At 76.2% G+C, this 24936-nt stretch carries 21 protein-coding genes and 1 pseudogene; 14 read left to right on the top strand and 8 right to left on the bottom strand.

Going from position 1 to position 24936, the window contains the following annotated elements:
* Nucleotides 1-50: 50 nt before the first annotated feature.
* The 4 genes from IE329_RS09080 to IE329_RS09095 form a co-directional block, all read right to left on the bottom strand.
* Nucleotides 51-704 (bottom strand): fasciclin domain-containing protein, encoded by a 654-nt coding sequence (locus tag IE329_RS09080; protein ID WP_190210335.1) that lies wholly within the window; start codon nt 702-704, stop codon nt 51-53.
* A gap of 120 nt (nt 705-824) precedes the next feature.
* Nucleotides 825-2474, bottom strand: a complete 1650-nt coding sequence (locus tag IE329_RS09085) for a molybdopterin-dependent oxidoreductase (RefSeq protein ID WP_308438358.1) — start codon at nt 2472-2474, stop codon at nt 825-827.
* Between the two features lie 198 nt (nt 2475-2672).
* Nucleotides 2673-4193: an SDR family oxidoreductase gene (locus tag IE329_RS09090; protein ID WP_190210337.1), complete on the bottom strand. Its 1521-nt coding sequence runs from the start codon at nt 4191-4193 to the stop codon at nt 2673-2675.
* Nucleotides 4194-4221: 28 nt separating this feature from the next.
* Nucleotides 4222-5385 (bottom strand): spore photoproduct lyase family protein, encoded by a 1164-nt coding sequence (locus IE329_RS09095; protein WP_229927284.1) that lies wholly within the window; start codon nt 5383-5385, stop codon nt 4222-4224.
* Between the two features lie 220 nt (nt 5386-5605).
* Here IE329_RS09095 and IE329_RS09100 point away from each other — a divergent pair, with 220 nt between their 5' ends.
* From IE329_RS09100 to IE329_RS09135, 8 genes and pseudogenes are all read left to right on the top strand, one after another.
* The gene (locus IE329_RS09100) at nt 5606-6046 is read left to right on the top strand and encodes an ester cyclase (protein WP_190210339.1); all 441 of its coding nucleotides are present in this window, start codon (nt 5606-5608) and stop codon (nt 6044-6046) included.
* Between the two features lie 20 nt (nt 6047-6066).
* Nucleotides 6067-7101 carry a helix-turn-helix transcriptional regulator gene (locus IE329_RS09105; protein ID WP_190210340.1) on the top strand — a complete coding sequence of 345 codons (1035 nt, stop codon included), beginning with the start codon at nt 6067-6069 and terminating at the stop codon, nt 7099-7101.
* Between the two features lie 280 nt (nt 7102-7381).
* The gene (sigK, locus tag IE329_RS09110) at nt 7382-7966 is read left to right on the top strand and encodes an ECF RNA polymerase sigma factor SigK (RefSeq protein WP_190210341.1); all 585 of its coding nucleotides are present in this window, start codon (nt 7382-7384) and stop codon (nt 7964-7966) included.
* Complete coding sequence (locus IE329_RS09115; RefSeq protein WP_190210342.1) at nt 7963-8718, top strand: anti-sigma factor; 756 nt, start codon at nt 7963-7965, stop codon at nt 8716-8718. Before sigK ends, IE329_RS09115 begins: the two co-directional genes overlap by 4 nt.
* Before the next feature lie 178 nt (nt 8719-8896).
* Nucleotides 8897-10192, top strand: coding sequence for an NAD(P)/FAD-dependent oxidoreductase (locus IE329_RS09120; protein WP_229927311.1), 1296 nt, complete (start codon nt 8897-8899; stop codon nt 10190-10192).
* A 110-nt stretch (nt 10193-10302) separates the two neighbouring features.
* A pseudogene (locus IE329_RS09125) lies at nt 10303-11064 on the top strand (DUF1365 domain-containing protein); the annotation flags it as partial.
* Between the two features lie 191 nt (nt 11065-11255).
* Nucleotides 11256-12584, top strand: coding sequence for an SAM-dependent methyltransferase (locus IE329_RS09130; protein WP_373311117.1), 1329 nt, complete (start codon nt 11256-11258; stop codon nt 12582-12584).
* Between the two features lie 79 nt (nt 12585-12663).
* Nucleotides 12664-13521, top strand: coding sequence for a DUF1295 domain-containing protein (locus tag IE329_RS09135; RefSeq protein WP_190210345.1), 858 nt, complete (start codon nt 12664-12666; stop codon nt 13519-13521).
* 13 nt (nt 13522-13534) lie between these two features.
* Here IE329_RS09135 and IE329_RS09140 read toward each other — a convergent pair whose 3' ends face one another.
* Nucleotides 13535-14626, bottom strand: a complete 1092-nt coding sequence (locus tag IE329_RS09140) for a PP2C family protein-serine/threonine phosphatase (RefSeq protein WP_190210346.1) — start codon at nt 14624-14626, stop codon at nt 13535-13537.
* A gap of 198 nt (nt 14627-14824) precedes the next feature.
* Here IE329_RS09140 and IE329_RS09145 point away from each other — a divergent pair, with 198 nt between their 5' ends.
* Nucleotides 14825-15766, top strand: coding sequence for a pseudouridine synthase (locus IE329_RS09145; protein ID WP_190210347.1), 942 nt, complete (start codon nt 14825-14827; stop codon nt 15764-15766).
* A gap of 36 nt (nt 15767-15802) precedes the next feature.
* Here the strand turns inward: IE329_RS09145 and IE329_RS09150 are convergent, their stop codons facing one another.
* On the bottom strand, nt 15803-16258 hold the full coding sequence (locus tag IE329_RS09150) for a nuclear transport factor 2 family protein (RefSeq protein ID WP_190210348.1): 456 nt from the start codon (nt 16256-16258) through the stop codon (nt 15803-15805).
* 83 nt (nt 16259-16341) lie between these two features.
* Nucleotides 16342-17262 (bottom strand): zinc-binding dehydrogenase, encoded by a 921-nt coding sequence (locus IE329_RS09155; RefSeq protein WP_190210349.1) that lies wholly within the window; start codon nt 17260-17262, stop codon nt 16342-16344.
* A gap of 119 nt (nt 17263-17381) precedes the next feature.
* On the opposite strand from IE329_RS09155, the gene IE329_RS09160 reads away from it, so the two are divergent.
* From IE329_RS09160 to IE329_RS09170, 3 genes are all read left to right on the top strand, one after another.
* Nucleotides 17382-18350 carry a LysR family transcriptional regulator gene (locus tag IE329_RS09160; RefSeq protein ID WP_190210350.1) on the top strand — a complete coding sequence of 323 codons (969 nt, stop codon included), beginning with the start codon at nt 17382-17384 and terminating at the stop codon, nt 18348-18350.
* A gap of 118 nt (nt 18351-18468) precedes the next feature.
* Nucleotides 18469-19392 carry an SDR family NAD(P)-dependent oxidoreductase gene (locus tag IE329_RS09165; protein WP_190210351.1) on the top strand — a complete coding sequence of 308 codons (924 nt, stop codon included), beginning with the start codon at nt 18469-18471 and terminating at the stop codon, nt 19390-19392.
* Nucleotides 19389-20462, top strand: coding sequence for an S-adenosylmethionine:tRNA ribosyltransferase-isomerase (locus tag IE329_RS09170; protein ID WP_190210352.1), 1074 nt, complete (start codon nt 19389-19391; stop codon nt 20460-20462). The genes IE329_RS09165 and IE329_RS09170 overlap by 4 nt, the downstream gene beginning before the upstream one ends.
* A gap of 64 nt (nt 20463-20526) precedes the next feature.
* On the opposite strand, the gene IE329_RS09175 is transcribed toward IE329_RS09170, so the two are convergent.
* Nucleotides 20527-21438: an aminoglycoside phosphotransferase family protein gene (locus IE329_RS09175; protein ID WP_190210353.1), complete on the bottom strand. Its 912-nt coding sequence runs from the start codon at nt 21436-21438 to the stop codon at nt 20527-20529.
* 162 nt (nt 21439-21600) lie between these two features.
* On the opposite strand from IE329_RS09175, the gene IE329_RS09180 reads away from it, so the two are divergent.
* Entirely contained in the window at nt 21601-22983 is a 1383-nt protein-coding gene (locus IE329_RS09180) for a uracil-xanthine permease family protein (protein ID WP_190210354.1), read from the top strand.
* Nucleotides 22984-23108: 125 nt separating this feature from the next.
* The gene (locus IE329_RS41815) at nt 23109-24818 is read left to right on the top strand and encodes a response regulator transcription factor (protein ID WP_190210355.1); all 1710 of its coding nucleotides are present in this window, start codon (nt 23109-23111) and stop codon (nt 24816-24818) included.
* Nucleotides 24819-24936 lie beyond the last annotated feature (118 nt).

Consider the following 24936-nt stretch of genomic DNA (forward strand, 5'->3'; position numbering starts at 1 on the left):
GAGCCCGGACCGACCGACGGTCCGGGCTCGCGCGCGTTCGGGGGAGGTGCTCAGGAGGTCGGCATCAGCACGGTGTCGACGATGTAGACGGTCGCGTTGGCCGTGTGGACGTTGCCGCAGAGCACCTTGGCGTTGCCGTTGACGGTGAAGTCCTGCCCGGAGCCGGCCACCGTGAGGTCACTGCCCTCCAGGGTCTTGTGGCTGCCGGCCAGCGTCGCGGGCGCCAGGCTCTCCGGGGTGACGTGGTAGGTCAGGATCTTGGTGAGCATCGCCTTGTCGGCGAGCACCTTGTCCAGCGTCTCCTTCGGCAGCTTGGCGAAGGCGTCGTTGGTGGGCGCGAAGACGGTCACGTTCTTCGCCGAGTTCAGGGTGTCCGCCAGGCCGGCCGCCTTGACCGCCGTCACCAGGGTCGACAGCAGCGGGTTGTTGGAGGCGGCGGTGGCGACCGGGTCCTGGGCCATGCCGTTGAAGCTGCCCGCGCCGTCCTTCGGCACGGCGGCGCAGGCGGCGCCGAACGGCTCGGTCATCGAGGCGGCGGACGGGGCCGGAGCGGCGGGGGCGGAGCTGGTGGCCGCCGGTGCCGAGGAGCCGCTCTTCGCCGAGGAGGACGACGAGTCGCCGCTGCTGCCACAGGCGGTCAGGCCGAAGGCGAGGGCGCCGGCGGCGAGCAGGGCGGCGGTGGTGCGGATGCGGGTCACGGACATGAGAGGTCACTTCCTGTGGGGTGGCCGGCTCCGGGCATGGCGGTGCCATGGCCGGGACGGCGGTGGTGTCGCGTACCGGGCTGGTAGGCGGGGTGGGGATGTGGTTCGGGGCGGTAAGGGTCAGACGACGGTCACCACGGTGCTGTGCCAGCCCGTGGACCCGCTGGGGAAGGGTGCCGCCCTGGCCTCGGGCTGGACGGCGCCGGTGGTGTCGGTGGCGCGGACCTGGAGGGTGTGGGTGCCGGGCCGGGCACCCGGCCAGTCCCAGCTCCACTGCCGCCACAGGTCGGGCCCGGCGTCGGCGGCCAGCGTCGCCTCGGCCCACGGCCCGTCGTCGACCCGGACCTCCACCGCGGCGACCCCGCGGTGGGTGGCCCAGGCCGTGCCGGCCACCGTGACGGTGCCGGCCGGGACCCGGGCGAAGCCGGCCGGCACCTCGATCCGGGAGGCGGTCCGCACCGCGCCGGTGCGGTCCCAGCCGCGCCGCACCCAGTACGGGTCGTACCGGGCGAAGGTGGTGACCTCCAGCTCGGTCAGCCACTTGGTCGCGGAGGTGTAGCCGTAGAAGCCGGGGACCACCGTGCGGCACGGGAACCCGTGCGCGACCGGCAGCGTCTCGCCGTTCATCGCCACCGCCAGCAGGGCCCGCCGGCCGTCGAGCACCGACTCCAGCGGGGTGCCGATGCTCATGCCGTCCTGGGAGCGGCCGACCAGCTGGTCCGCGCCGGCCCGCACCCCCGCCGAGCGGAGCAGCGCCGGCAGCGCCGCCCCGAGCCAGCGGGTGGTGCCGACGTACGGCCCGCCCACCTCGTTGGAGACGCAGGACATGGTGTGGTCCAGCTCCTCCAGCGGCAGCCGCAGCAACTCGTCGAAGCTGATCAGCAGCGGGCGGTCGACCAGGCCGTGGACGCGCAGCGACCAGCGGTCCGGATCGATCTTCGGCAGGGTCAGCGCGGTGTCGACCCGGTAGAAGTCGGCGTTCGGGGTGACGAAGGGCGACAGGCCCGGGATGCCGGGGTGCACGGCCGCCGGCAGGGCGGTGGCCGGGCGGGCCGGTGGCGGTATCCGGACGGCGCGCCGGGCGGCGCTGATGTCGTTGCGGGACTGCGACAGCGAACGCCCCGCCCAGCCGACGGCCGCGGCCACCGCCACGGTGCCGCCGGTGGCGACCAGGAACTGCCGGCGGTCCGGCCGGACGGGCTCCGGCGCGTCGGCCGGTGCCGGATCGGCCGCCGGTGCGGGTGCCGGTGCGGACGGGGGCCCGGCCGGCAGGGCGCGGCGGTACCGGCCGGCCAGCAGCACCAGCACGGCGGCTCCGCCCAGTCCGGCGGCCAGCGAGGGCAGCAGGTAGGCGGGGCCCGAGGTGCTCCGGGACATCGCCGCCCACGCCCCGACCCCGCCGAAGACGGCGAACATCGCCGCGCCGGCCCGCGGACGCCGGACGGCGATCAGCCCGGCCAGCACCGCCAGCGCGGTGAGGGTCAGGTAGATCCCGCCCAGCAGCACCGGTTTGTCGTTGGTGCCGAAGGTCCGGACGGCGTACTCCTTGAGCGGAGTGGGCGTCAGGTCGATGGCGGCCGAACCGACCGCCAGCGCCGGGGCGCCGGCCGGGCCGGTGAACGCCGAGACCAGTTCGCCCAGCGCGATCGCCGAGGCGGCCGCGGCCACCCCGACCGCCGCGGCACCCGCCGCCCGGACCGCGGACGCGCGCAGGCGCCGGGGGCGGGATGCGTCGGGGGTTGCCGGCGCCTGGCCGGGTTCGCTGCTCACACCCACCATTCGGGGCGGCGGGTCCGCCGGATGGGTGCGAATTGCGATCTCACCCCCAGGGGTGAAATCCCCGCTCTGACCAGGGAGTTCAGCAGCTACCTGCTACCTGCTGCCCGCCGCCTGCCACCCGCTGCCCGCCGCCCGCCGCCCGCCGCCCGCCGGTGCGGACGGTGCGGTGCCGGTCCGGCGGACGACGGGTCAGCCCGCGGGCGCCGCCGCGTACTGCTCGGCCCGCGCGGCGATGTTCCGCGCCATCCCGCCGAACACGACGCTGTGGAAGGGCGCGACGGACCACCAGTACGCGTGGCCGGCCAGCCCGCGCGGGTGGAACAGGGCCCGCTGGCGGTAGACCGCGCCGCCCCGCGCGTCCGGCTCCACCCGCAGCTCCAGCCAGGCCGGCCCGGGCAGCCGCATCTCGGCGCGCAGCCGCAGCAGCCGGCCCGGCTCGATCTCCTCCACCCGCCAGAAGTCCAGCGAGTCGCCGACCCGCAGCCGGGCCGGGTCCCGCCGGCCGCGCCGCAGGCCCACCCCGCCGACCAGCCGGTCCAGCCAGCCGCGCAGCGCCCAGGCGAGGGGGAAGGAGTACCAGCCGTTCTCGCCGCCGATCCCCTCCACCACCCGCCACAGCGCGGCCGGCGGCACGTCCACCGCCAGCTCCCGGTCGTCCTCGTACAGGGTGCCGCCGGCCCAGTCCGGATCGCTCGGCAGCGGATCGCTGGGCGCGCCCGGCAGCGAGGCCGAGGACCACCGGGTGCTCACGTCGGCGTCCCGGATCCGCTTGAGGGCGAGCCGGACGGCCTCGTCGAAGCCGGTCGCGCCGCCGGGCGGGACGGGGGAGAAGCGGAGGATGTCGTGCTCGCCGCAGACCACCTCGTACCGCAACGACTCGACCAGCGGCCGGGCCAGGCCGCTCGGCACCGGCGTGACCAGCCCGACCCAGTGGCTGGACAGGCTCGGCGTCAGCACCGGCACCGGCACGATCACCCGCCGGGGCAGCCCGGCCACCCGGGCGTAGCGGAGCATCATCTCGCGGTACGTCAGCACGTCCGGCCCGCCGACGTCGAAGCTGCGGTTGACCTCGGGCGGCAGCCGGACGCAGTCGACCAGGTGGCGCAGCACGTCCCGGACGGCGATCGGCTGGATCCTGGTCCGCACCCAGCTGGGGGTGACCATCACGGGCAGCCGCTCGGTCAGGTGACGCAGCATCTCGAACGAGGCGGACCCGGAGCCGATGATCACGGCGGCCCGCAGCTCCGCCGTCGGGACGCCGCTCTCCCGCAGGATCCGGCCGACCTCGGCCCGGGAGCGCAGGTGCGGCGAGAGCTCCCGCTCGGGGACGCCGGCCGGGACCAGCCCGCCGAGGTAGACGATCCGCCGGACCCCGGCCGCGGCGGCGGCCCGCCCGAAGGCCCGGGCGGCGTCCGCGTCGCGCCGTTCGAAGGAGGGGCCGGTGCCCAGCGCGTGCACCAGGTAGTAGGCCACCTCGACGCCCTCGAAGGCCGCGGGCAGCGTCTCCGGGCGGGTGACGTCGCCGCGGGCGCTCTCCACCCGCCCCCGCCAGGGCAGGTCGCGCAGCCGGCCGGGGTCGCGGGCCAGGCAGCGCACCCGGTGGCCGGCCGCGAGCAGTTCGGGCACCAGCCGCCCGCCGATGTAGCCGGTGGCGCCGGTCACCAGGATGCGGGTGCCGCCGGCGCTGTCGCCGGCGGGGCTGTCGGTCATCGGTGCCTCCGGGGGTCGGGGGGATCGCTCAGAACGCGTACCTGATCCGCAGCCACGGTGCGTGCCGCTCGACCAGGCCCCGCAGGGTACGGACGGCGGCACCCTTGAGGCCGGTGCGGTAACGGACGTTCCAGGCGCCGTTCTGCGAACGCTTGGCCTCCTGGAGGCCGGGCCGCCAGAGCACGTCCTCCGCCCTGGGGTGCCAGCCCAGGTTGACGTCGTGCAGCTCGCGGTTGTGGGTCAGCATGATGATCTCCGCGGCGGCCTGTGCCTTCACGGCGCCCGGCAGGGTGTCGTCCATCCGGCGCAGCAGATCCGCCCAGTCGTGTTCCCAGCCCTCGCGCAGCACGACCGGGGAGAAGTTGAAGTGCACCTCGTACCCGGCGGCCAGGAAGTCCCCGGCGGCGGCCAGCCGCTCCGGCACGGGGCTGGTGCGGATGTCCAGCAGCCGGGCGTCGGCGGGCGGCATCAGCGAGAAGCGGATCCTGGTCCGGCCGCGCGGGTCGAGCGCCAGCAGCTCGCGGTTGACCCACTTGGTGGCGAACGAGGCCTTGGCGGTCGGCCAGTGCCGGAAGGCGCGGATGAGGTCGGCGGTGTTGTCGCAGATCAGCGCATCGACCGAGCAGTCGTTGTTCTCCCCGATGTCGTACACCCAGGACACGGGGTCACAGCTGTTGGGCTCGGTCTTGGGGCCCTGCCGGGCGACATGGCGGCCCAGGTGGGCGACGATCTTGTCGATGTTGGTGAAGACGGTGACCGGATTGGCGTACCCCTTGCGCCGGGGCACGTAGCAGTAGGCGCAGGCCAGCGCGCAGCCGTTCGCCGAGCTGGGCGCGATCCAGTCCGCCGAGCGGCCGTTGGGCCTGGTGGTGAGCGACTTCTTCACCCCGAGCACCACCACCTCGCTCTTGACCCGGGCCCAGCGGGCCACGTTGCCCTCGTTCCCGTGCAGGTGCGGGATCTGCCAGTGCGAGGGCACCGCGATCACCTTCGCGTCGGGGAAGCGGTCGAGCACCTGCCGGCCGCGCGGGGAGGCGGCCGCCGCCGGCTCCGCGTAGATCTCCCGGACGTCGAACAGCCGGCGCTCCGGGCCGGTGCCGCCCGGACCGCCCGCACCGGTGCCCGGACCGCCCGTACCCGTGCCCGTACGGATCGCGCCGTCGCCCGTCCCACTGCCCGTCCCGCTCGTCACCGTGCGCCGCTCCCTCGTTCGTCCCGGCCCGCGGGCCCCCGCCCGGCGGCTTCGCCGCGGAGTATTCGGTGCGGGCGGCTCGGAGGATTGGTGCCGGGCCCGGGCGGTGGCGGGCCGTCGTCGGGGCGCGCGGCGGATCCGTGCCGGGCCGCGGCCGCGTGGGGGGAAACCCCAGGTTTCTGGGGTACCAGGAGCCTCGGCGGCGTCCGAGACTGTGGCCATGGACACCATCGAGAAGACCCGAATCACAGCCAACCGGGAGATCGTGCGTGCCTTCATCGACGCACTGTTCACCAAGGGCGACCTCGCGGCGGTCGACGAGTACCTCGCCGAGGACTTCCTCGACCACGACCCGCCCGTCGGTACCGACACCGGTCGCGAGGGCATGCGCGCCGCCGCCGCCCTGTTCCGCGGTGCCTTCCCCGACTGGCACTCCATGCCGGACTTCCTCGTCGCAGAGGACGACCTGGTCGTGGAGCACTTCAGCGCCGCCGGCACCCAGCGCGGCGAGATCTTCGGCGCGCCGGCCACCGGCCGCACCGTCACGCTGCGCGGGATCAACATCTTCCGGGTCCGGGAGGGCCGCATCGTCGAGCGCTGGGGCCGGCTCGACGAGCTGGGGCTGCTGCGCGGGCTCGGGCTCGTCCAGGGCCCGGGGTAGCCGGGAGTAGGCTCGGACGCGTGGCAGGTGCGGCCGTGGAACGCCGGCTCGCCGACATCGAACGACGGTGCCGCGGCGGGCTGGACGCCGCCACGCTGGGCACGGAGATCGTCGGCCGGCTGCGCCGGGTGGTACCGGCGGAGGCGGCCTTCTCCGCGACCGTCGACCCGGTGACCCTGCTGTTCACCTCGGCGACCGCCGAGGACCCGCTCGGCCCCGCGACGGCGCTGTTCCTCGACAACGAGTTCGGGCGGGCGGACGTCAACAAGTTCGCCGGTCTCGCCCGGGCGGCGGATCCGGTCGGGTCGTTGGACCGGGCCACCGGAGGCGACCGCACGGACAGCGCCCGCCACCGGGAGATCATGGCCCCCCTCGGCCTCGGCGACGAACTGCGCGCCGCGCTGGTCACCGGGCACCGCTGCTGGGGAGTGCTCTGCCTGCACCGGGAGGCCGCCTCCCCGGGCTTCACCGACGCGGAGATCGCCCTGGTCCGACGCGTCGTACCGGCGCTGGCGGCCGGTCTGCGCACGGCGGTGACCGCGGCACCGCCTCCGACGGCCGCCGCCGCCCCGGACGGGGTGGGGCTGATCCTGCTCGACTCCGCCCTCAGGACGGTGTCCATGAGCCCCGAGGCCGAGCAGTGGCTGACCGACTTCCCCGACGGCGACCGGCAGGGCGGGGGCCTGCTCCCGGTCAGCGTGCTCGCGGCCGCGGCCGGCCCGGTGCCCTCGACCGTCCGCGTCCGCGGGCGCTCCGGTCGCTGGCTCGCCCTGCACACCAGTCGCCTCGGCCCGCAGATCGGCGTGGTGGTGGAACCGGCCCGGCCGGCGGAACTCGGCGCCGTCCTGCTCAGCGCCCACGGCCTCACCGACGCCCAGACCCGGGTCGCGGCCCTGGTCATCCGGGGGCGCTCCACCCGCCAGCTGGTCGACGAGCTCCACATCTCCGCCAACACCGTCCAGGAGCATCTGACCGCCGTCTTCGACAAATTCGGGGTCCGGAGCCGCCGCGAGCTCGTCGCCGTGGTGCTGGCGGACCTCTCCGGGCCCGGCTAGGGAAGAGGCCGCCGCGGTCGCCCCTCCGGGGCCCGCTCCTCCCGTGGGCCCCGCCTGCCCGCGTTCGGCCGGAACCGCGAAAAATCCCCGGCCGCGGCCAATCCACCGGCCAGGCTGATCCGAACACCAGATGCCCGCCCCCGCGCAGTGCTCGGGGCCGGACCGGACGTCCCATGCCCAGCAGGAGGCCAGTCATGCCCGCGACCCCACCGCAGGACCGCCCGTCGGTCCTGTACCAACGAGCGACGGCGCGGCGCGCCGGCCGTCGGGAGGTGGCGGCATGAACACGGTGGTCCATCTGTCCGGTCCGCAACGCCGAGGCCCTGACCTGCGGGAGCTGCTGACCAAGGTCGCCTTCGGTGACCAGGAGGCCTTCGGCCGGCTCTACGACGTGGTGGCCGGCCCGGTGCTCGGCCTGGTCCGGCGGGTGCTGAGGGACCCGGCGCAGTCCGAGGAGGTCACCCAGGAGGTCATGCTGGAGGTCTGGCGCACCGCCGCCCGCTACCAGCCCGAGCGCGGCGAGGTGATGGCCTGGGTGATGACCCTCGCCCACCGGCGCGCCGTGGACCGGGTGCGCAGCGCGCAGGCCGCCGCCGACCGGGACCGGCGGGCCGCCGCGCAGGCCCACGTGCCGGCCTACGACGAGGTCGCCGAGCAGGTCGAGAACCGGCTGGAGCGCGAACAGGTCCGCCGCTGCCTGAAGATGCTGACCGAGCTCCAACGGGAGTCGGTCACCCTGGCGTACTACCGGGGCTGTTCCTACCGGGAGACCGCCGAGATGCTCGGGGTGCCGCTCGGCACCGTCAAGACACGCATGCGGGACGGTCTGATCCGGCTGCGCGACTGCCTGGGGGTGGGGTCATGAGCACGGCCGCCGATCTGCACACGCTCACCGGCGCGTACGCGGCGCACGCGCTGCCGGAGGCGGAGAGCCTCGCCTTCGAGCGCCACCTGGCCCAGTGCCCGGCCTGCGCGCTGGAGGTGCAGGAGTTCAGGGCCGCGCTGGCCCGGCTCGGTGCCGCCGAGGCGACGCCGGTGCCGCCCGAACTCAAGCTGCGGGTGATGGCCGGCATCGGGTCGGTGCGCCAACTCGGGCCCGGCGGGCCAATGGACGAGCACGAGCCGGCGAGCGGCGGCGGGCGCGGCCGACTCGCCCGCTCCTGGCCCAAGTTCGCGCTGGCCGCCTCGGTGGCGGTCGCGCTCGGTCTCGGCGGCGTCGCCGTCAACGAGCACCGGCAGGCCGAGCGCGCCGACCGGCAGTCCGCCCAACTGCAGCAGCAGGCAGCCGCGTTCAGCTCGCTGCTGACCGCACCGGACGCCCGGACCAGGACGGCCACGGCCGGCTCCGGCGTCGGCACCGTGGTCTGGTCCGAGAGCCTCGGCCAGGCCGGATTCCTCGCCGCCGGCCTGCCGGACCTGCCGAAGGACAAGGTCTACGAACTCTGGTTCAACGACTCCGGCACCATGCGGCCCGCGGGCCTGCTGCCCACCACCACCGGCTCGTTGCTGCTCACCGGCGGGATCGACGGCGCGGCCGGGGTCGGGGTGACGGTCGAGCCGGCCGGCGGCTCGGCGGCGCCCACCGGCGCCCCGGTGATGCTGATGCCGTTCGTCTGACCGGCTGCCCGGATTCCGGCCAATCCGGCCGCCCTCCCGCTCCGAATACCTGATGTCCAGGGGAAAGGCGGCCCACCCGGAGGCGGGTGGGCCCGACGGAACGGGAGGGGTGTGCGTGAGCGTGCCCGAACTTGCCGCAGCGGCGCAGATCGCGGGTGACGATGCCGGACGGCGCCGGGTGCGCCCGCACGCGGGGGGCCGCCGCACCGCGGTCGTCGGCAGCGGGGTGGCCGGCCTCACCGCCGCGTACCGGCTGCACCGGGCCGGTGCGGAGGTCGAGTTGTTCGAGGCCGACAGCCGGCTGGGCGGCCACGCGCACACCCAGGACGTGACCGGCGCCGACGGGCGCAGCGTGCCCCTCGACACCGCCTTCCTGGTGCACAACGAGCGGACCTACCCCCATCTCATCGAGATGTTCGACGAGTTGGGGGTGGCCACCCGGCCCAGCGAGATGAGCATGTCGGTGCACTGCCGGGGCTGCGGCCTGCAGTACGCCGGCGCCCGCGGACCGGGCGGCCTGTTCGCCCAGCCGTCCCGGCTGCTGCGCGGCGACTACCTGAGGATGCTCGCCGAGGTGCCGCGCTTCCACCGCCGGGCCCGCCGGCTGCTGGCCGCCGCCGGCCCCGGTGCGGACACCCTGACCCTGCGGGACTTCCTCGCCGACGGCGGCTTCTCGCCGTACTTCGTCAGCCACTTCATGACCCCGGTGGTCTCGGCGGTCTGGTCCTGCGCGCCGGACATCGCCGGCGACTACCCGGCCCGCTACCTCTTCGCCTTCCTGGACAACCACGGGATGCTGGGCGTCACCGGCTCGCCGACCTGGCGGACGGTGGTCGGCGGCTCCCGCGGGTACGTGGAGAAGATCGCCGACCGGCTGACCGCCGTCCACCGGGGCACCCCGGTGCGTGCCGTGCGGCGCCACCCGGACGGGGTGGAGATCGTCACCGGCGGCGGCGAGCGGGCCGCCTTCGACTCGGTGGTCCTCGCCACCCACCCCGACCAGGCCCTGAGCCTGCTGGCCGACCCCACCGAGGCGGAGCGTGACGTCCTCGGCGCGTTCCGGTACTCGCTCAACCCGACCGTCCTGCACCGGGACGCGAGCCTGCTGCCGACCGCCGCCCGGGCCCGCGCCTCCTGGAACTACCGGATGGCCGACTGCGGCGGCAGCGCCGACCGGGTCGAGGTGAGCTACCACCTCAACCGCCTGCTCGGCCTCGACACCGCCGAGGACTACCTGGTCACCCTGAACGAGGACGCCGGCCACCCGGTGCCGCCGGAGCAGGTGGTGGCCCGGATGGTCTACCGTCACCCCGTCTACACCCCGGAGAGCGTCGCCGCCCAGCGCCGGCTGCCCGAACTCACCACCGGGCGCACCGCCTACGCCGGGGCGTACCACGGCTGGGGCTTCCACGAGGACGGCTGCCGCTCGGGGGTGCTGGCGGCCCGGGCCCTCACCGGGGCCGTGGCGCCGTGAACCGGCCCGCAGCCCCGGCCCGCGCCGGGAACGGCCGGGCGCCGGGAACGGCCGGAGCACCGGCAGCGGCACTGGCACCCGCCGAAATGCCGGCACCGGCACCCGCCGAAATGCCGGCACCGGCACCGGCCGGAGTGCCGGCTCCGGCCGAGGCGCTCCGGGTGGAGCTGCCCGGGCCCTGGGGCGCCGCCCTCTACGACTGCCGGACGACCCATGTGCGCACCGGCGCCGTCCGGCACTCCTTCAGCCACCGCACCTACCTGTGGCTGGTCGACCTGGACCGACTGCCCGTCCTGCCCGCCGTGCTGCGCCCGCTGGCCCGGTTCCGGCCCGCGGACCACGGCGACGGACGGCGCCCGCCGCGCCAGGACATCGAGGACTTCCTGGCCGGCCACGGCATCGACCTGGCCGGCGGGCAGGTGCTGATGCTGGCGCACGCCCGCTCCTTCGGGCACGTCTTCAACCCGCTCACCGTCTACTGGTGCCACGCCGCGGACGGCACGCCGCTCTGCACGGTGGCCGAGGTGCACAACACGTACGGCGGGCGGCACCGCTACCTGTTGCGGCCGGACCGGCAGGGCCGGGCGAGCGCCGGCAAGGAGTTCTACGTCTCGCCGTTCTTCCCGGTGGACGGCGAGTACCTGATGCGGGTGCCGGAGCCGGGGGCCCTGCTGGACCTCACCATCCACCTGCGCCGGGGCGGGGAGCGGGTGTTCACCGCCACCCTGCGCGGGACCAGGCGGCCGGCCGGCCCGCTCGGGCTGCTCCGGGCGGCCGTCCGGCACCCGCTGTCCACCCTCGCGGTCTCCCTGCACATCCGCTACCAGGGCGTCCGGCTGCTGCTGCGCGGCCTGCCGGTCCACCCGCGCCCGGCGCAGGACGGCCCGGCGGCGGACGGTCCGGCGCAGGACGGTCCGCCGCCCGGTGGCGCCGGGCCCGGCCGGGCCGGTCCCCGGAACCACCAACCCGCCTGCCCCGCCGCGGACCTGCCCGTACCCGCCGGCCCCGGCCCCGCCGCACCCCGTCCCTCCACCTCCGACGTCAAGGAAGAAGCCCCGCCCTCGTGACGACCTACAGCACCTACCGACCCTCCGCCGCGCCCGGACGGCCGCAGACGCCCCCGTCCGAGACCCCCGAGGTCGACCTGCTGCGCTGGCCCGACGTGGCCCGCGTGCCGGGCGGCCCGGTGCGGGCGGCCGTCGCCGGCCGGCTGCTGCGCAGCGTCGCCCGCCGGCTCGGGCTGCGCGTCGAACTGCCGGGCGGGCGGCTGCTGGTGCCCGCCCCCGAGCAGGCACCCACGCTGCGCCTGCACCGCCCGCGCGACTTCCACCGGCGGATCGGCGCCGACGGCCTGATCGGCTTCGGCGAGTCCTACCAGGCCGGCGACTGGGACTCGCCCGACCTGGTCGCCCTGCTCACCGCCCTGGCCGCCTCGCCCGGCACCCTGGTGCCGCCCCGGCTGCAGGGGCTGCGCCGCTGGCACGCCCAGCGGCCCCCGCTGGCCGAACTGGGCACCCAGGCCAACACGCGGCGCAACATCCAGCGCCACTACGACCTCTCCAACGACCTCTTCGCGCTCTTCCTGGACCCGACCATGACGTACTCGGCGGCGCTCTTCCCGCCCGGCGGGGACGGTGCGGCGGAGCCGGCCCGGGCCGGCTGGGACGACCTGGTGCCCGCCCAGCACCGCAAGATCGACCGTCTGCTCGACCTGGCCGGGGTCGGCCCCGGCAGCCGGGTGCTGGAGATCGGCACCGGCTGGGGGGAACTCGCCCTGCGGGCGGCCGGCCGCGGCGCCGACGTGGTCACACTGACCCTCTCCGAGGAGCAGCGACGGCTCGCCGAACGCCGGATCGCCGAGGCCGGCCACGCCCGCCGGGTCGACGTCCGCCTCTGCGACTACCGGACCGCCCAGGGGAGTTACGACGCGGTGGTCAGCGTCGAGATGATCGAGGCGGTCGGCCGGGCGTACTGGCCCGCCTACTTCGCCACGCTGGACCGGGTGCTGGCCCCCGGCGGGCGGGCCGCGCTGCAGGCGATCACCATGCCGCACGAGCGGATGCTGGCCAGCTCGGGCACCTACACCTGGATCCTCAAGTACATCTTCCCCGGCGGGCAGATCCCCTCGGTCGAGGGCCTCGCGCAGGCCGCCGCCGGGCACACCGGGCTGCGGCTGACCCACCGGGACGCCTTCGGGCCGCACTACGCGCAGACCCTGCGCCTGTGGCGCGAGCGGTTCACCGAGCGGGCCGACGAGGTGGCCGCGCTCGGCTTCGACCACGTCTTCCACCGGATGTGGGAGCTGTACCTGGCGTACTCCGAGGCCGGCTTCCGGACGGGCTACCTGGACGTCCAGCACCTGCTCTTCACCCGCGAGGAGCGGCCCCGATGAGGGCCCCGGCGACAGGGAGCCCGGTGGCAGGGGCCCGGGCGACAGGGGCCCCGGTGCGGGCCGACGGGCGGGCCGAGCGATGAGCGGCGTCGACGCGGGCGCGCTGCTGGCCGGCCTCGCGGCCACCCTCGGCGCGGCGCTGGCCGTGATGCTGGCGGCCTTCACCGTCGGCGTGCGGACCGGCCGGCACCGCGGCGTGGACGTGGCCTGGGGGCTGGCCTTCGCGGCCGTCGCGCTGACCGGGTACGCCGTCTCCGCCGGGCACGGCGACCCGGGGCGCCGGCTGCTGGCGACCGTACTGGTGCTGGTCTGGGGCCTGCGGCTGTCCGCCCACATCGGGTGGCGATCGCGCGGCGCGCCGGAGGACCCGCGCTACGACCGGATGCTCGCCAAGGCCCCGGGCGGGCGCCGGACGGCGTACGCGCTGCGGATCGTCTACCTGCTCCAGGCGGGCATCCTCTGGTTCGTCTCGCTGCCGGTGCAGGTCGCCCAGCAGCTGCCGCGGCCGCCGGGCCCGCTCGCCTGGGCCGGGGTCGCGGTGTGGGCCGTCGGCCTGTTCTTCGAGGCGGTCGGGGACGCCCAGCTGGGCCGCTTCAAGGCCGACCCGGCCAACCGCGGCCGGGTGATGGACCGGGGGCTGTGGCGGTACACCAGGCATCCGAACTACTTCGGTGACGCCTGCGTCTGGTGGGGCCTGTTCCTGCTGGCGGCCGACGCGCCGATCGGGTGGGCCACCCTGTTCAGCCCGCTGCTGATGACGTACCTGCTGGTCAACGGCAGCGGCAAGCCGATGCTGGAGCGGCAGCTGAGCGGCAGCAAGCCCGGCTGGGCCGAGTACGTGGCCCGGACCAGCGGCTTCGTCCCACTGCCGCCCCGGCGCCGGGGCGGTGCCGGCCGGGACACCCCGGCGGCGCGGCGCCGGCGCGGCGGTGGGTGAGCCCGGACCGGGGTCAGTGCGTCCAGCGCAGGGCCAGCATCGCCGCGTCGTCGTCCAGCCCCGTCCGGGTGTGGTTCCGGACATCGGCGAGCAGGGCCTCCAGCACCTCGTCCGGGTCCTCGGCGGGCAGCCCGGCCAGCCGCTCGGCCAGCGGGTAGAACCGGCCCTCGGCGTCCCGCGCCTCGGAGACCCCGTCGGTGTACAGCAGCAGCAGGTCGCCCGGGCGCGGGTCGAACAGGCCGGTCGTGTACCGGCCGCCGGCCAGCTCCAGCAGGGCCAGCGGCGGGGCGTGCTCCGGCGGCTCCAGCTCGCAGACCACGCCCGCCCGCCGCAGCATCGGGTGCGGGTGGCCGCAGTTCACCAGCTCGACCGGGCCGGGCCGGGACGGGACGTCGGCCAGCATCGCGGTCACGAACCGCCCGTCGGCCGGGCGCCGGGCCAGCGCGGCGTCCAGCCGGCCGGCCAGCCCGGTCAGCGAGGGCTCGGTCCGGGCGGCGTCCCGGAACACCCCCAGCACGTCGGCCGCCGTCTCCACCACGCCCAGTCCGCTGCCCTGCACGTCGCCGAGGATGAGCCGCAGGCCGCGCGAGGTCTCCACCACGTCGTACAGGTCGCCGCCGATCCGGGCCTCGGCCGCGGCGGCGGCGTAGCGGACGGCGATCCGGACCCGCCCCACCCGCTCGGGGGGCGGGCGCAGCAGGGCCCGCTGGGCCGCCTCGGAGACCGTCCTGACCTGCAACAGCTCCCGTTCGCGGGCCGTCACCAGGACGACGTTGGCCACGCTGGCCAGGGTCGCGGCCACCACCGCGATCAGCGCCGTGACGTGCACCGAGGCCGAGATGCCGCGGTTGGTGACCGCCAGCAGGCCCACCGAGAGGACGGCGGCGACGCCGGCCAGCAGGGGCACCCGGGCCGCCCGCGTGCTCGCCCCCGCCAGCACCGGCACCGCCGCCAGCACGGGCGAGACCGTGGTGCCCGGCCCGGACAGCGCGTCGGTGGCGACCGCGGCGACCAGCAGCAGGTAGGCGGCCGTGAGCAGCCGCCGGGCCCGCCGGGGCAGACGGGCCGGCGGGAGCTTCACGTCCTTGCGGGCGCCGCTGGTCAAGGCATCACTCCTCCGGGCGCGGCGGTACGGGCGGGCGCGGCACCGGGCTCGCCCGCCGCCGTCCTGCTTCCACCGTCCACTCTCCACCGGGCGCGGCCGGGCGGCCACGCCGGACCGGGCGGCCGGGGCGGGCGCCCGGGAGGTGGGGTGCGGCGACCCGGGCCGGCCGCCGCCCGCGGGCGTCTAGGCTGAGCGGCGATGAGACGCAAGACCGCGACACCGCCCGCCCCGCTCCCGCAGCGCCACGGCGTCGACCCCGTACGGCTGAAGCTGCCCGGCGAAGGCGCCTGGCCGACCCTGCGCGCCTACCTGGCGCACCGGCTGCCCGCCGTCGACCCGGCCAGGATCGACGCGATGCTGCGCGGCGGCGAGATCCACGGCCCGGACGGCCCGGTCGCCCCCGACGCCGCCTTCGTGCCCGGTGTCCACCTGTGGTTCTACCGGGACCTGCCCGAGGAGGTGCCCGTCCCCTTCGCGGTGGACGTGCTGCACCGGGACGAGCACTTGGTGATCGCCGACAAGCCGCACTTCCTGGCCACCACGCCGCGGGGCCGGCACGTCACCCAGACGGCGCTGTCCCGGCTGCGGCACGACCTCGGCCTGCCCGCCCTCAGCCCCGCGCACCGCCTGGACCGGCTGACCGCCGGGCTGGCCATGTTCGTGGTCCGGCCCACCGAGCGGGCCGCGTACCAGAACCTCTTCCGCGACCGGCTGGTCCGCAAGGAGTACCGGGCACTGGCGCCGTACGCGCCCGGGCTGGAGCTGCCGCGCACGGTACGCAGCCGGATCGTCAAGGAGCGCGGGGTGATCGCCGCGCAGGAGGTGGCCGGCCCGCCGAACAGCGAGAGCCTGATCGAACTGGCCGGGCACGCCGACGGGATCGGCCGCTACCGGCTCAGCCCGAGCACCGGGCGCACCCACCAGCTCCGCCTGCACATGAGCGGCCTGGGCATCCCGATCCTGGGCGACCCGGTGTACCCGGTGCTGCTGGCCGAGCCGGCCCCCGACGACTTCAGCCGCCCCCTGCAACTACTGGCCGCGGTGCTGGAGTTCACCGATCCGGTGACCGGGGAGCAGCGCCGCTTCGAGAGCCGGCGCCGGCTGTCGGCCGAGCCGCCCGCGAGCCGGCCCGCCGGCTGAGCGGAGCCCGCCGCACGCGGTTGCCCGCAGCCGTGCTCAGCCCGGCTGCGGGCCGCCGAACAGGCTCCGCTCCACGTGCTGGGTGTCGGCGTACTCCCGGACCGAGGTGATCAGGCCGTCCTGCACGGTGAAGACCCCCAGGCAGGCGTTGTCGTAGACCCGGCCGGTCGCGGCCAGGCCCTTGGACGTCCACTCGGCCACCACCTGCCCGCCGTCGGCGATCACGTTGGTGAGCGTCACGGCCGGGGCGCCGCTGGGCGCGAACAGCACGCCCGCCCCCAGCAGGAACCCGTCCACGATGGTGTCGCGGCCGCGGTACACCCCGGTCAGCGGGACGTCGCCCGGGTACGTCCAGGTGGCGTCGGCCGCGAAGCTGGCGCGGACGGTCACCAGGTCGCCCTCGGCGACCGCGTTGACGTAGCGCACGACGACGGTACGGGGGTCGGTCGGGTCGACGCCCGGCTCGGGCGTGGCGGGGGTGGGGGCGTTCATGCCGGTCTCTCCTCGGGTTTGTCGGCGGTGTGGTGCGGCCGGTGGGTGCGGTTGGTTGGTGGGCCGGCCGGGCCCGGCCGGGCTCAGGACAGCGTGAGGACGGCGTTGCCGCGGATCCGGCGGTCCCGCAGGTCGGCCAGGACCTCCGGGGTCCGCAGCCAGTCCTCGGTCAGCCCGATCTCGGGGTGCAGCCGGCCCTCGGCGACCAGGCGGACCAGGGTCGCCAGGTCCGGGGCGTCGGGCCCGTCGTGGTCGGCGTAGCTGAAGTGCCGGACGGTGGCGGAGACCGGGCCGGCGAAGAAGTCGAAGAAGTCCAGCACGGCCGGCTCCCGGCTCGCCTGGCCGAACCAGACCAGCTCGCCGCGCGGCGCCAGCCGGGACAGCGCGAGCGGGAGGTTCTTCCCGCCGGTCGACTCCAGCACCAGGTCGAAGACGCCCTCCGCCTCCTCGATCCCGCGGACCACCGAGGCCGCGCCCAACTCGGCCAGCCGCTCACCGCGTTCGGCCGAGGCGGTGACCGCCGTGACCGAGCCGCCGGCCGCCGAGGCCAGCTCCGTGACGTAGTGCCCGACCCCGCCGGAGGCCCCCGTGAGCAGGATCCGCCGGCCGGTCACCGACCCGGCCGTCCGCAGCAGCCGCAGCGCCGTCAGGCCGGCCAGCGGCAGCGCGGCGGCCCGCACCGCCGGGACGGAGCGCGGCAGCACGGCCAGCGACCCGGCCGGCACCGCCACGAACTCGGCCCAGCCCCCGCCCGCCGGATGGCCGACCACCCGCTGCCCGACCGCCGGCCCGGAGCCGTCCGGCGCCGCCTGGACCACCAGGCCGGCCACGTCCTTGCCCGGCCGGGCGCCGCCCGCCGGGCCCTCCAACTGGAAGATCTCGCCCCGGTTCACCGAGTACGCGTCCACCTTCACCAGCACCTCGTCGGGCCGCTGCACCGGCTCCGCGACCTCCGTACGCCGTACCGCCGCCGCCCGGTCCCCGGTCGCCACAAACGCCTTCATCGCCCTGCTCCTCGCTGTCCCGGCCGGTGCTCCCCGGCCGGACACCAGCAAACCGCCAGGCCCCGGAGGCGGTCCAACAACCGGAAGCCGGTGGTGACAACCGCCGGTTGTGGGCCAGGATGACGGGCGTGGATCTTGACCTCGCCCAGGTGCGCGCCTTCGTGCAGACCGCCGACCACCTGCACTTCGGCCGTGCGGCGCAGCACCTCGCACTGACCCAGCAGGCGCTCTCCAAGCGGATCGCCAGGCTGGAGGAGGGCCTGGGCGCCCTGCTGTTCGAGCGCGGCCCGGCCGGGGTCGCCCTCACCCCGGCCGGCGTCCGGCTGCTCGGCCCTGCCCGGGCCCTGCTGGCCGCCGGCGAGGCCGCCGTCGCCGCCGTCCGCCGGGAGGAGCGTCCCGTCCGGCTGGACGTCTGGGGCCACCTGTTCGCCCCGCTGCGCACCCTCCGCGAAGTCCTGGACGACCCGGCGTCCGCCGCCGTGCACGCCGAGGTCGGCCCGGCCCGGGACCTGCCGGCCGTGGCGGCGGCCCTGCTGCGCGGCGACAGCGACGCCGGGTTCGGCCGGTACCACCCGTTCGGGGACGGCCGGGACGAGGCGCTCGCCCACCGCCTGGTCCGGCTGGAGCCGGTCGACGCGATCATGGCCGTCGGCCACCCGCTGGCGGGCCGCCCCGCGCTGCGCCCGGCCGAACTGGCCCGGAGCCTGCTGGTGCTGCCCGCCGCCGCCGAACGGCTGGACTTCGCGCGGCGGTTCGCCGAGGAGTTCGCCGTGCCGGTGCTCCCGGGCGAGGCCAATCTCGGCTTCGAGCACCTGCTGGCCCGGATCCGCTCGACGCCGGGCGGCTTCACGCTCTTCCCCGCCGAAGTCCCGCTGCCGGACGGCTCCGGCCTGGTCGCGGTGCCGCTGGCCGACCCGACCCCGCTGTACGCCTGGTCGCTGCTCCGGCCGTCCGGCCGGCCGGCCCCGGCCGTGGACGCGCTGCTGCGCGCCTGCGCGGAGGCGGGCCGCCGCCGGCGCTGGCTGGAGTACCGGCCCGAGCGGGACTGGCTCCCGGAGGCCGACCAGGAGCAGGCCCGGGCGCTCTGACCGCGGCGCCGGACCCGGGGAGCGGAGGGGCCTAGGCCCGGCCTAGGCCCAAGGGACCAAGCAGCCGACCGGCCCGCGGCCGATCCGCACGGAGCCCTCGCGGAGCGAGAGTTGTGCCATGAACGCATCGCAGACGCCGCCCGCGCAGACCACCACCGGCACCCGCCCGTCCGCCGTGACCGGACCGGCGTCCGGGCCCGTGACCGAGCCCGCACCCGGCCCCGCTGCCGGGCCCGGCCCCCGGGTGGCCCTGATCACCGGGGCCTCGCGCGGCCTGGGCCTGGAGCTGGCCCGGGCCCTGGCCGCCGAGGGGCGGCAGCTCGTCCTGACCGCCCGCGACGCGGCCGAACTCGCCGCCGTCGAGGCCGAACTGGCCGTCGTCACCAAGGTGGTGGCGCTGGCCGGGTCGGTGGTCGACGACGGCCACCGGGAGCGGCTGGCCGAGGCCGCCGCCGCCCTCGGCGGGGCCGGGCTGCTGATCAACAACGCCTCCACGCTGACCGGTTACGACCTGGCCGGGGCCGCGCTGCCGAGGCTCGCGGACTTCCCGCTGCCCGGACTGCTGGAGACCTTCGAGGTGAACGTCCTCGGGCCGCTCGCCCTCACCCAGCTCGTGCTGCCCCAGCTGCGCGAGCAGGCGGGCTCGGTCGTCAACGTCAGCTCGGACGCGGCTGTGGAGGCGTACGAGGGCTGGGGCGGCTACGGCGCCTCCAAGGCCGCGCTCGACCACGCCTCGGCGGTGCTGGCGGCCGAGGAGCCGGAGCTGCGGGTCTGGGCCGTCGACCCCGGCGACATGCGCACCCGGATGCACCAGGAGGCGTTCCCCGGCGAGGACATCTCGGACCGGCCGCTGCCGCGGACCGTCGTCCCCGCCTTCCTCGCCCTGCTGCGCGATTGCCCCGCCTCCGGCCGGTACCGCGCCGCCGACCTGCTCGATGCCCCCACCAACGAGTCCGTCGTACCGGCCACCGGGTCCGCAGCCCCCACCACCGGGTCCGTCCCCGCCACCGCCACCTCCACCACCGACGAGGAGCACCGATGAGCACAGCCCTCGGCAGCCGCTTCGACTTCACCGTCCCGCCCGAACTCTCCGCCCGGGCCCCGGCGGAGGCCCGTGGAGTCGGCCGGGACGGCGTCCGGATGCTGGTGGGCCACCGGAACACCCTGGCCGTCGAGCACCACCGCTTCACCGACCTGCCGCAGGTGCTGCGGGCCGGCGACCTGCTGGTGGTGAACAACTCCGCCACCCTGCCCGCCGCGCTGACCGGCCGCCTCCCCGACGGCACCGCCGTCGCCCTGCACCTGTCCTCCGCCGAGCCCGGCCCGCTCGGCACCCACCTGGTCGAACTGCGCAGCGCCCCCGACGTACCGGGCGCGGCCGCCGGCTATTACCCGCCGGAGGCCGGCCCGGCCCGGGCGGGGCTGCGGATCGCGCTGCCCGGCGGCGCCGACGCCGTGCTGGGCGAGGCCTTCACCGCCCGGCTCCGGCACGCCCGGCTCACCCTGCCCGACGCGCTGCCGGCCTACCTCGCCCGGTACGGCCGGGCGGTGCGCTACGGCTACGTGGACCGGGACTGGCCGGTGGAGGCCTACCAGACGGTCTTCGCCACCGTCCCGGGCAGCAGCGAAATGCCCAGTGCGGCAAGGCCGTTCACCGCCGATACGGTGGCCCGGCTGGTCGGCCGGGGGGTTCTGGTCGCGCCGGTCACCCTGCACACCGGGGTCGCCTCGCCCGAGGCGCACGAAGCCCCGTACGCCGAGCGGTTCACCGTCCCCGCCACCACCGCCGCGCTGACCGGGCACGTCCGGGCCGCCGGGGGCCGGGTGATCGCGGTCGGCACCACGGTGGTCCGGGCCCTGGAATCGGCGACCGGGCCGGACGGCGTGGTCCGGGAGGCCGACGGCTGGACCGAGCTGGTGATCACCCCGGAGCGAGGGGTCCGCGCGGTGGACGGCCTGCTCACCGGCTGGCACGAGCCGCAGGCCTCCCACCTGCTGATGCTGGAGGCGGTGGCCGGCCACGCGCTGCTGGAACGCTGCTACGCGGAGGCGATCGAACACCGGTACCTCTGGCACGAGTTCGGCGACGTGAACCTCCTGCTGCCGGACTGACCCGAAACCCGGGCCGGGCCGCGTCGGCGTCCCGGAGCACGGCCCCGGCCGCCCGGGCGGCGGGTCAGCCGAACAGGTCGTGGTCGGCCAGGACCTCACCGAGGACCCGGCGGTGCTCGGCGGCCGTCACCGGATCGCGGGCGAGGAACTCCACCAGGCAGATCAGGGCCTTCCACACGGCCCACCCGCGGGCCCGCGCCCACATCGCGGCGTCCTGGCCGACAGCCGTCCGGAACGCCTCCCGGCTCTCGCCCGAGAACATCGTCCAGGCGATCACCAGATCGCAGGCGGGGTCGCCCACCCCGGACGTCCCGAAGTCGATCACCGCGGCCAGCTTCCCGTCCCTGACCAGCAGGTTGCCGCTCGCGATGTCGCCGTGGAACCAGACCGGCGAGCCCTGCCACCCCGCCGCCAGCGCGGCCTGCCAGACGGCCGCGGCCCGCCCGGTGTCGACCAGGCCGGCCAGGGCGGCGAGGGCGGCCCGGGTCTCCCCGTCGTAGAAGGCCGGCGGCGCACCGCGGTGGAAGCTGTGGGCCCCGGCGGACGGCCCGTCGGCCGCCTCGATCCGCTGCAGGGCGAGGAGGAACCCGGCCACCGAGACGGCGAACCCCGGCAGGTCGTCGACCGGGCCGCGGTTGGCGCTCTCGCCCTCCAGCCAGCCGCGGACCGACCAGCCGAACGGGTACCCCTCGCCCGGCACCCCCTGCCCCAGGATCCGGGGCACCGGCACCGGCAGGGAGGGGGCCAGCACCGGCAGCCACCGGCTCTCCTTCTCGACGGCGGGCGCGTAGCCGGCGGCGGTGGGCAGGCGCACCGTCATCGCGTCCCCGAGGCGGTAGGTGCGGTTGTCCCACCCGTCGACGGCGACCGGCCGCACCGGCAGGTCCCCCCATTGCGGGAACTGGGCGCGGATCAGCCGCCGCACCAGCTCCGCGTCGATCCCGGCACGACCGTCCTTGTAGCGGCTCCCGACCATCCCGCGATCCTGTCCGCCGGACCGTCGGGACGCAATCGAATTCCGCCGGGGCCGGCCGCCCTTCCTCGCACGATCGGCCGTCCCCGCTGGTGCGCGGGAGGCGGCTGTGATCGGCTCCTGATCACCTGTGTCTGTCGCGGACGCCGAGCGCGAGGAGTGTCGATGGGCCGCTTCGGGTGGAAGCTGCACGGTGACGGGCGCAACCCCGCGGTGGGGGAGGTCGTCAGGCCCGACGAACGGCTGACCTGGGGCCGGACGGTCGGTCTCGGCGCGCAGCACGTGGTGGCGATGTTCGGGGCCACCTTCGTGGCACCCGTCCTGATGGGCCTGGACCCGAACCTCGCGGTGCTGGTGTCGGGCGTCGCGACGATCTTCTTCCTGCTGGCGACCGGCGGCCGGATCCCGTCCTACCTGGGCAGCAGCCTCTCCTTCGTCGGGGTGGCCGCCGTGATCCGCGCCCAGGGCGGCGACTCGGCCACCCTCACCGGCGCCCTGCTGGTGGTCGGCGCCGTCCTGACGGCCTGCGGCGCGGTGGTCCGGGCCGCGGGCGCCCGGGTGATCCACGCGGTGCTGCCCCCGGTGGTGACCGGCGCCGTGGTGATGCTGATCGGTTTCAACCTGGCGCCGGTCGCGGCCGGCACCTACTGGCCGCAGGACCAGTGGACGGCCCTGCTGACCATGACCTTCACCGGGCTGGCGCTGGTCGTCCTGCGGGGCTTCTGGTCCCGGATCGCGATCTTCCTCGGACTGCTCTTCGGCTACGCGGTCTCCTGGCTGTTCGACCGGATCTTCGGCCGGATCCACTCCGCCGACGGCTCCGGCGCCGTCACCGACCACTGGCGGCTGGACCTGTCGGGCGTCGGGAAGGCGGACTGGATCGGGTTCCCCACCCTGCACGGTCCGAGCTTCTCCGCCTCGGCGATCCTGGTCGCGCTGCCCGTGGTGGTGGCCCTGATCGCGGAGAACGCCGGCCACGTCAAGGCCGTCGGCGAGATGACCGGGGACCCGCTGGACGACCGCCTCGGCCAGGCCGTGATGGCCGACGGCGCCGCCACCATGATGTCCACCGTCGTCGGCGGCCCGGCCACCACCACCTACGCGGAGAACATCGGCGTGATGGCCGCGACCCGGGTGTACTCCACGGCCGCCTACTGGTGCGCGGCCGGCTTCGCGATCCTGTTCGGCCTCTGCCCGAAGTTCGGCGCCGTGGTGGCCGCCATCCCGGGCGGCGTCCTCGGCGGGATCACCGTCGTCCTGTACGGCATGATCGGCCTGCTCGGCGCCCAGATCTGGATCCACAACCGGGTCGACCTGACCAACCCCCTGCACCTCGTCCCGGTCGCGGCCGGCGTGATCGTCGGCATCGGCGGGGTCACCCTCAGGTTCACCGACACCTTCGAGCTCGGCGGCATCGCCCTGGGCACCCTGATCGTCGTCCTCGGCTACCACGGCCTGCGCCTGGCGGCCCCCGCCCACATGAAGCACCCGCAGGCCGCCTCGCTGGACGCCGGCGCCGCCGAGTACGACGACGGGGCCGGCCGCTGAGACACCGGCCACGCCTCCCGGGCCGGGCACCGGCCTGGCGGGCCCCGGCCCGGCCGCGGGCTGACAGCGGGCGCACTCCGGCGGTCTAATGGAGTCCGGCGGCCTTCCGCGGGTCAGGAGGCGTGATGGCTGCGACCGGCACGGCTGCGACCCTGGCGGACGCCCGCCAGGCGCACGAGGACCAGGCGTGGCAGGACGCCTGCGCGGAGTTCGCGCGGGCGGACGGGCGCACCCCGCTGGCGATCGACGACCTGGAGGCCTGGGCCGAGAGCGCGCACATCCTGGGGCGCGGCCCGGAGGCCTGCCGGCTGCTGGAGCGCGCCTACCGGATGCGCGCGGAGGCCGGCGAGGTGGGAGGCGCGATCCGGTGCGCCTTCTGGCTGCACGAGGCACTGACCATGCGGGGCGAGTTCGGGCACGCCGGGGGCTGGCTGGCGCGGGCCGCCCGGCTGGCGCGCACCGCGCCGGGCTGCGCGCAGGAGGGGTACCTGCTGCTGCCGGAGGCGGAGCGGCAGCTGGCGCGGGACGCCGGCGCCGCGTTCGGGACCGCCGCGCGGGCCCTGGACCTGGCCGTCCGCTGCGGCGACCGCGACCTGGCCGTGGCCGCCACCCACCTCCAGGGGCTGGCCCGGATCAGGCAGGAGCGGGTCGAGGACGGGCTGGCACTGCTGGACGAGGCGATGCTCGCGGTGACGACGGGGGAGACCTCGCCGCGGGTGACCGGGTGGGTCTACTGCGACGTGATCGCGGCCTGCGGCGACCTCCAGGAGCTCCGGCGGGCCAGGGAGTGGACGACCGCACTGGACGCCTGGATGGCCACCCGGCCCCAGTTCGTCGGCGGCTACTCCGGCATCTGCCTGATCCACCGCTCGGAGCTGATGCGCCTGCTCGGCGACTGGCCGAAGGCCGCCCTGCAGGCGCGGACGGCCTGCGAGCGCCTCACCCAGGGCTTCGCCGAGATGCTGGCCGGCGCCGCGTTCTACCAGCTCGGCGAGGTCAGCAGGCTGCGCGGGGACTGGCCGGCCGCCGAGCAGGCGTACCGCCGGGCCGGCGCCCACGGTTGCGACGCCCAGCCCGGCCTGGCCCTGCTGCGGCTGGCGCAGGACCTGCCGGAGCCCGCCGTGGGCGGAGTCCGCCGGGCCCTCGCCGAGGCCGCCGGCCGGACGGCCAGGGCGAAGCTGCTGCCGGCCTGTGCGGAGATCATGCTGGCCGCGGGCGAGTCCGGGGCGGCCGCCGAGGCCGTCGCCGAGCTGGCCGAGATCGCGCAGGCGTACGACCGGCCGGCGATGCGGGCCCGCACCGAGTACGCCCGGGCCGCCGTCCGCCTTGCGGCGGGCGACAGCGCCGCCGCGCTGACCTCGGCCCGGCTCGCCTGGCGGCTCTGGCGGGAGCTGGACGTGCCGTACGAGGCCGCCCGCTCCCGGGTGCTGGTGGCACTGGCCTGCCGGGGCCTGGACGACGAGGACTCGGCGGCCGGGGAGTTCGAGGCCGCGCTGCGCGGGTTCGAGGCGCTGGGGGCGGTGCCCGACCGGGTCCGGACGGAGGCGCTCGTCCGGGCCCGGCCGGGCGGCCCGACCGCGGCCGGGCCCGCCGACGGCGGACGGGCCCGGGCCGCCGGGCCGCCGGCTGGCCTCACCCCGCGCGAGACGGAGGTGCTGCGGCTGGTCGCGGCGGGGGACACCAACCAGGCCATCGCGCGGCAGCTGGTGCTCAGCGAGAAGACGGTCGCCCGGCACCTCAGCAACATCTTCCGGAAGCTCGGGGTGGGCTCGCGCACGGCCGCCGCCGGGTACGCCTTCGAGCACGGACTGCACCGGCCCCCGCCCGGCCGGTAGCCGGCGCGCGGCCCCGGCGCCCGTGTGCGCAGAACTACCCACGTCACCGGCACGGGATTGCGCGATTCTTCCGATGCCCGGACCAGCACCGCTCCGTAGCGTCGGAGACGTGAGCGCG

The sequence above is a fragment of the Kitasatospora indigofera genome, from assembly GCF_014655955.1.
In the GTDB taxonomy this organism is placed as follows: Bacteria; Actinomycetota; Actinomycetes; order Streptomycetales; family Streptomycetaceae; genus Kitasatospora; species Kitasatospora indigofera.

Bases quoted from the DNA above. Each gene is read 5' to 3' on its own strand.
- IE329_RS09080 (WP_190210335.1), bottom strand. From the start codon at position 704: ATGTCCGTGACCCGCATCCGCACCACCGCCGCCCTGCTCGCCGCCGGC.
- IE329_RS09090 (WP_190210337.1), bottom strand. From the start codon at position 4,193: ATGACCGACAGCCCCGCCGGCGACAGCGCCGGCGGCACCCGCATCCTG.
- IE329_RS09100 (WP_190210339.1), top strand. From the start codon at position 5,606: ATGGACACCATCGAGAAGACCCGAATCACAGCCAACCGGGAGATCGTG.
- sigK (WP_190210341.1), top strand. From the start codon at position 7,382: ATGAACACGGTGGTCCATCTGTCCGGTCCGCAACGCCGAGGCCCTGAC.
- IE329_RS09115 (WP_190210342.1), top strand. From the start codon at position 7,963: ATGAGCACGGCCGCCGATCTGCACACGCTCACCGGCGCGTACGCGGCG.
- IE329_RS09135 (WP_190210345.1), top strand. From the start codon at position 12,664: ATGAGCGGCGTCGACGCGGGCGCGCTGCTGGCCGGCCTCGCGGCCACC.
- IE329_RS09145 (WP_190210347.1), top strand. From the start codon at position 14,825: ATGAGACGCAAGACCGCGACACCGCCCGCCCCGCTCCCGCAGCGCCAC.
- IE329_RS09150 (WP_190210348.1), bottom strand. From the start codon at position 16,258: ATGAACGCCCCCACCCCCGCCACGCCCGAGCCGGGCGTCGACCCGACC.
- IE329_RS09155 (WP_190210349.1), bottom strand. From the start codon at position 17,262: ATGAAGGCGTTTGTGGCGACCGGGGACCGGGCGGCGGCGGTACGGCGT.
- IE329_RS09160 (WP_190210350.1), top strand. From the start codon at position 17,382: ATGACGGGCGTGGATCTTGACCTCGCCCAGGTGCGCGCCTTCGTGCAG.
- IE329_RS09165 (WP_190210351.1), top strand. From the start codon at position 18,469: ATGAACGCATCGCAGACGCCGCCCGCGCAGACCACCACCGGCACCCGC.
- IE329_RS09170 (WP_190210352.1), top strand. From the start codon at position 19,389: ATGAGCACAGCCCTCGGCAGCCGCTTCGACTTCACCGTCCCGCCCGAA.
- IE329_RS09175 (WP_190210353.1), bottom strand. From the start codon at position 21,438: ATGGTCGGGAGCCGCTACAAGGACGGTCGTGCCGGGATCGACGCGGAG.
- IE329_RS09180 (WP_190210354.1), top strand. From the start codon at position 21,601: ATGGGCCGCTTCGGGTGGAAGCTGCACGGTGACGGGCGCAACCCCGCG.
- IE329_RS41815 (WP_190210355.1), top strand. From the start codon at position 23,109: ATGGCTGCGACCGGCACGGCTGCGACCCTGGCGGACGCCCGCCAGGCG.